Consider the following 6,405-nt stretch of genomic DNA (forward strand, 5'->3'; position numbering starts at 1 on the left):
ATCATCAAGCGCATCAAAGAAAAAGGAGAATAGAAAGGGTGAGTTATTTTGGACGAGTGCTAACGGCCATGATCACGCCATTTGCGGCTGACGGTAGCGTTAATTATGGCTGTGCTGAACAGTTAGCGGTTCATTTGGTGGACAATGGCAGCGATGGCCTAGTGATCTGTGGTACAACGGGGGAGTCTCCAACGTTAACCTGGGAAGAAGAACATGAATTATTCCAGGTGGTGCAAAAAGCGGTTGCAGGAAGAGCCAAAGTGATTGCCGGAACGGGATCGAATTCGACCTCAGAGGCGATTTCAGCGACCCAAAAAGCGATGGCCTTGGGCTTAGATGGCTCTTTGCAGGTGGTTCCCTATTACAATAAACCCCCGGCCGAGGGACTGTATCAGCATTTTAAGGCGATCGCCGAAGCTTGCCCCGATATTGCTCTTTTGCTGTACAATATCCCTGGACGGACAGGGCAAAATATGCCTGCTGAAACCGTAGCCCGTCTAGCAGAAATTTCCAACATTGTCGGTATTAAAGAAGCCAGTGGGAAACTCGATCAAGTCAGTCGGATTCGTCAATGGGTTCCCTCTGAGTTTGGCATTTATTCTGGAGATGATTCCCTGACTTTACCCATGCTCTCGGTGGGTGGCAATGGAGTCGTCAGCGTGGCCTCTCACTTGGTAGGTAAGGACATGCAAGAAATGATTCAGTGCTTTGAACAGGGGAAAACCCAAACAGCAACAAACATTCACTTAAAACTATTTCCCCTGTTTAAGGCCTTGTTTCTGGTCACTAACCCGATTCCGGTTAAAGCAGCTCTGGCTCTTCAAGGATGGCCCGTTCAAGCCCTGCGTTTACCCTTGGTGGAAGCTCCAGACTCCGTTCAAGCAGAATTAAAAACCGTATTAAATCAGTTGGGTTTGAACTGAACGGTTGGGTTGGTAACAGAAGTTAAAACCCCAAAACAGAATTTGAGCCGAAGGAATATGACCCCATCCCTTGGGGAAGAAGTGCTTCAACTCTCTATGACGTTGGCTCAAACTTAAGGCTATATGCAAGCACACCTAGCCCATGAATCTATCACACTAAATCCTGAAAATTATGGTTAGAAAAAATCAAAAGTCTGCGATCAAAATTATTCCCCTAGGAGGTCTGCACGAAATTGGTAAAAATACCTGCGTCTTTGAATATGAAGACGAAATTATGTTGTTGGATGCAGGACTGGCCTTTCCTACAGATGGGATGCATGGAGTCAATATTGTATTGCCCGATATCTCCTATTTACGAGAAAATCGCGATCGCATCAAAGGCATGATCGTCACCCACGGCCATGAAGACCATATTGGCGGTATTGCCTATCATCTCAAACAGTTTGACATTCCCGTGATTTACGGGCCCCGGTTAGCCATGGCCCTGCTCGGAGGGAAGCTGGAAGAAGCAGGAGTCCGAGAGCGTACCGAATTGAAAACCGTCGGCCCCAGAGATATGGTACGGGTGGGCAAAAACTTCGTCGTGGAATTCATCCGCAACACCCACTCCATGGCCGACAGTTTCACCGTTGCCATCCATACTCCCCTGGGTGTGATTATCCACTCTGGAGACTTCAAAATCGATCATACCCCCGTCGATGGCGAACTCTTTGACCTACAAAAACTAGCCGAACATGGAGAAAAAGGCGTATTGTGCCTGATGAGTGACTCCACCAACGCCGAAGTCCCCGGATTTACCCCATCGGAAAGTTCCACCTATCCCAACCTCGACCGGGTATTTTCCCAAGCTGCGGGACGGATTTTAGTCACCACCTTTGCCTCTTCCGTGCATCGGGTGAATATTATTCTGCAACTGGCGCAAAAACATAATCGGGTGGTCTCGGTTTTAGGGCGCTCCATGCTCAATGTGATTGCCCATGCTCGCAACTTGGGGTATGTGAAATGTCCCGATGAGCTACTGCAACCCCTGAATGCCATTCGCAATTTGCCGGATGAAAAAGTGCTGATTCTGACGACCGGATCTCAAGGGGAACCCTTATCGGCTCTAACCCGGATTGCCAAACAAGAACATCGCCAGGTCAAAATTCGCCGGGGGGATACGGTCGTATTCTCCGCCAACCCGATTCCCGGTAACACCATTGCGGTGGTGAACACCATCGACCAATTGATGAAACAAGGGGCGAATGTGGTCTATGGTAAAAATCAAGGCATTCATGTGTCCGGTCATGGCTGTCAAGAAGACCATAAGCTGATGTTGGCTTTAACTCGTCCGAAGTTCTTTATCCCGGTTCATGGGGAACATCGGATGTTGATTAAACATGGGCAAACGGCTCGCAGTATGGGGATTCCCGAAGAGAATATGGTGATTGTCGATAATGGCGATATGATCGAGCTGACGGACAATTCCCTTGAAATTGCGGGTAAAGTTTCCTCTGGTGTGGCTCTGGTGGATAATGCCGGTATTCTCCATGAACAAGCCCTGAAAGATAGGCAGCAGTTGGCTGAAGACGGGGTGATTACGGTGGCTGCTAGTGTGAATTGGGATGGTAAGTTGGTTAACCGTCCCCTGGTGCATTTACGGGGTGTGGTTACGTCTCTGAAACAGCGATATTTAGAAGATGCGATCGCCCAATCGATGCAAACCACGTTAGATAATCGTTGGTCAGAGTTTGTCCGTTGTTTTGGACAAGGACAGTTAGATGTCAGTTTTGACCAACTGCAACGGCAGGTTGAGCATGATATTAATCGACTCCTGAGAAGGGAATTACGGAGTAATCCGTTGCTGGTGTTACTGATGCAAACCCCCGAAGATCCTCCAGGGGATCTCAAGCCCCAGGAGAATGGCGCTAAACCCGCTCCGAAAACCGATGATGTACCCCTGAAAAATCGGCGTACTCGTCCCCGGCGATCGGCTCAAGTCGCGTCTTAAGATAACGTAATCATCAGAAACAAGAGGGGGGGTTTTAGCAGACTCCCCTCTTGCCGTATAATGGTTGCGTTTATTTTGAATGCTGTTAGGTTGTTATTACCGGAGAACACTGTGAAAAAATTGCTATCTTGGATCATTGTGGCGATCGCCATCCTGTCCTTTATTCTGCCCACTCCTGCTCTAGCAGGTGATGCAGCCGCAGGTAAAGCGGTCTTTTCTGCCAACTGCGCCGCTTGTCATGCTGGAGGCAAAAATTTGGTTAACCCGACTAAAACCTTGAGTCAAGCTGATTTAGACAAATATGGAATGAATAGTCTAGAGGCAATTGTTACTCAGGTACAAAATGGGAAAGCGGCTATGCCTCGTTTCTTGGGTAAATTGAACGACCAACAAATTGAAGATGTTGCTGCCTATGTTTTAGAACAAGCTGAAAAAGGCTGGTAATCCCTTCCCAACAGGATGTTAATTTGAATTAACATCCTGTTACTATTTTAAAAGCATTATTTATTCAACCCTAATTATTTCTGTATCTTAAATCAGTTGCCCTTCGCTGTAACGTCTCCATAAAGCTTAAGACTTCCTAAAGATATCCCCCCGAATCCAAGATGATCCGGTGTTAATAGAAGTAGCATTCTTGTGGGAAATTCCCATTGAAGTATTGAACGAGAGCAAGTCTATGGTCACTCAAACTAAGATTACTAACCTAGAAGAACTAGAAGCCCTAATTTCCCGCGTCAAAACAGCCCAAGTGCGCTATGCCACCTATAGTCAAGAGCAGGTGAATCATATTTTCAAGAAAGCGGCTCTAGCGGCGAATGCGGCTCGGATTCCCTTAGCGAAAATGGCCGTTGAAGAAACGAGGATGGGAGTGGCTGAAGATAAGGTGATTAAGAATCATTTTGCTTCAGAATTCATTTATAATAAGTATAAGAATGAAAATACTTGTGGGGTAATTGAAGAGGATAAGTCCTTTGGGTTTCAGAAAATAGCCGAACCGGTGGGTATTTTAGCGGGAATTGTGCCCACGACGAATCCTACGTCAACGGCTATATTCAAAGGGCTGATTAGCTTAAAAACTCGAAACGCGATTATCTTTTCCCCCCATCCACGAGCGAAAAAATGTACGATTGAAGCGGCGAAAATTGTTCTAGATGCAGCAGTAGAAGCGGGTGCGCCAGAGGATATTATTGGCTGGATTGATGAGCCGACGGTTCCTTTGTCTCAGGCTTTGATGCAACATCCTGATGTTAAGCTGATTTTGGCGACAGGCGGGCCGGGAATGGTGAAAGCCGCTTATTCTTCGGGGAATCCGTCTTTGGGTGTGGGTGCTGGAAATACGCCAGCGCTGATTGATGCTTCGGCCCATATTAAGATGGCGGTGTCTTCGATTATTTTGAGTAAGACGTTTGATAATGGGATGATTTGCGCCAGCGAACAATCGGTGATTGTGGAGGATGAAGTTTACGATCGAGTGCGGGAAGAATTTCTGGCCCGTGGCGCTTATTTTGTCACGCCAGAAGAGCGGGAAAAACTAGCGAGTAAGGTGTTGGTCAATGGCCGCTTGAATGGGGAAATTGTGGGGCAACCGGTGCAGAAATTGGCGGAAATCGCTGGGTTTTCGGTTCCGGAGCAGACGCGGGTGATTTTGGCGGAAGTGGAAAAAATTGGCCCAGAAGAGCCGTTTTCCTATGAAAAGTTGTCTCCGATTTTAGCGATGTATCGGGCGACAGATTTTGAGGATGCGGTGGATAAAGCCCGTGGTTTGGTGGCGTTTGCGGGTCGGGGTCATACGGCGGCGCTGTATACGGCGACCTCGAATATGGAGCATATTAAGCGGTTTGAAGACCGGGTGCAAGCGGCACGGGTATTGATTAATACGCCATCTTCCCAGGGGGCGATCGGGGATATTTACAATTTCCGGCTCGATCCATCTTTGACTCTGGGATGTGGAACCTGGGGAGGAAACTCCATTAGTGAGAATGTGGAACCCAAGCACTTGTTGAATATTAAGACGGTGGCAGAGCGTCGGGAAAATATGCTCTGGTTCCGGATTCCGCCCAAGGTGTATTTTAAGTATGGGTCGCTGCCGGTGGCGATTCGGGAGTTGGCTGGCAAAGAGCGGGCGTTTATTGTCACAGATAAGCCGTTGTATGATTTGGGCATTACCAGTGCTTTGGAGGAGGCGCTGGAGGAGATTGGCCTGAAGTACGATGTGTTCTATGATGTGGAACCCGATCCGTCTTTGGATACGGTGAATCGGGGGTTGACGTTGATGAAGACGTTTAACCCGGATGTGATTATTGCCATTGGTGGGGGTTCTCCCATGGATGCGGCGAAGATTATGTGGTTGTTGTATGAGCATCCGGAGATTGAGTTTGAAGGGTTGGCGATGCGGTTTATGGATATCCGCAAGCGGGTGTATGAGTTGCCGCCTTTGGGTGAGAAGGCAATTATGGTGGCGATTCCGACGACTTCGGGGACGGGTTCGGAGGTGACTCCGTTTGCGGTGGTGACCGATCGCCGCAATCATATTAAGTATCCTTTGGCTGATTATGCCTTAACGCCGAATATGGCGATCGTCGATCCAGAGTTGGTGTTGCATATGCCCAAGAGTTTAACCGCTTTTGGAGGCATTGATGCCCTAACCCATGCCATGGAAGCCTATGTTTCCGTATTAGCTTCCGAGTACACCAACGGATTAGCCCTAGAAGCGATTCGTTTAATTTTCAAATATCTACCGGATGCATACGAAAAAGGAGCGGATGCACCCAAAGCACGGGAAAAAATGCATTATGCTTCCACCATGGCAGGAATGGCATTTGCCAATGGATTTCTGGGAATTTGTCACTCGATTGCCCACCAGTTGGGAGGAACATTCCAGATTCCCCATGGGTTAGCCAATGCGCTGATGATTTCCCATGTGATTCGGTACAACGCGACGGATGCGCCGTTTAAGCAAGCTACCTTTTCTCAGTACAAATATCCCAATGCTCGCTGGCGCTATTCTCGGATTGCCGATTACCTCAATTTAGGGGGAGAAACGGAAGATGAGAAGGTATCGCTGCTGATTCAAGCAGTGGAAGATCTCAAGCGCAAGGTGCAGATTCCTGCGAGTATTAAGGAGGTGATTAAGGAGGATGAAGGGGCATTTTTTGCCCAAATCGATCAGGTAGCAGATCAGGCGTTTGACGATCAATGTACGGGTGCAAATCCTCGCTATCCTTTAATTACGGACTTAAAGCAACTGTTGATTGATGCCTATCACGGGAATTTGGATATGAGCGTGAATGGGGCTAATGGTAAGGCTTTGGTTTCTCCTGTGGAGACTTTAACCGAAGTTGCCCATTAAACCTTACAGCGTTTTTCGATGTTATGAGGTACAGTAATCGAAATGTTCCTTGAGAGTGTTGTCCCATGAAAAGCCTGAAGAATGGGCACTCTAGCGTAAAAAATGGTTTTCCCATTACCCATTACCCATTACCCATTACCGCG

General features: G+C 47.8%; 4 protein-coding genes. All 4 read left to right on the top strand.

Annotation, left to right across the window (positions count from 1 at the left end; all coding sequences use genetic code 11):
• Nucleotides 1-38 precede the first annotated feature (38 nt).
• The 4 genes from dapA (at nucleotide 39) to adhE (ending at nucleotide 6,262) form a co-directional block, all read left to right on the top strand.
• Nucleotides 39-923, top strand: a complete 885-nt coding sequence (gene dapA / locus PJF56_RS01015) for a 4-hydroxy-tetrahydrodipicolinate synthase (RefSeq protein ID WP_347179398.1) — start codon at nucleotides 39-41, stop codon at nucleotides 921-923.
• Nucleotides 924-1,095: 172 nt separating this feature from the next.
• Nucleotides 1,096-2,913, top strand: coding sequence for a ribonuclease J (locus PJF56_RS01020; protein ID WP_283760765.1), 1,818 nt, complete (start codon nucleotides 1,096-1,098; stop codon nucleotides 2,911-2,913).
• 111 nt (nucleotides 2,914-3,024) lie between these two features.
• Nucleotides 3,025-3,357 (top strand): cytochrome c6 PetJ, encoded by a 333-nt coding sequence (gene petJ / locus PJF56_RS01025; RefSeq protein ID WP_283760766.1) that lies wholly within the window; start codon nucleotides 3,025-3,027, stop codon nucleotides 3,355-3,357.
• A gap of 232 nt (nucleotides 3,358-3,589) precedes the next feature.
• Entirely contained in the window at nucleotides 3,590-6,262 is a 2,673-nt protein-coding gene (adhE, locus tag PJF56_RS01030) for a bifunctional acetaldehyde-CoA/alcohol dehydrogenase (RefSeq protein WP_283760767.1), read from the top strand.
• The last annotated feature ends 143 nt before the right edge of the window (nucleotides 6,263-6,405 follow it).

Origin of the sequence: Roseofilum halophilum BLCC-M91 (genome assembly GCF_030068445.1) — a bacterium.
Lineage (GTDB): Bacteria > Cyanobacteriota > Cyanobacteriia > Cyanobacteriales > Desertifilaceae > Roseofilum > Roseofilum halophilum.

Coding starts and splice junctions, on each gene's coding strand:
- adhE (WP_283760767.1), top strand. CDS start 3,590: ATGGTCACTCAAACTAAGATTACTAACCTAGAAGAACTAGAAGCCCTA.
- PJF56_RS01020 (WP_283760765.1), top strand. CDS start 1,096: ATGGTTAGAAAAAATCAAAAGTCTGCGATCAAAATTATTCCCCTAGGA.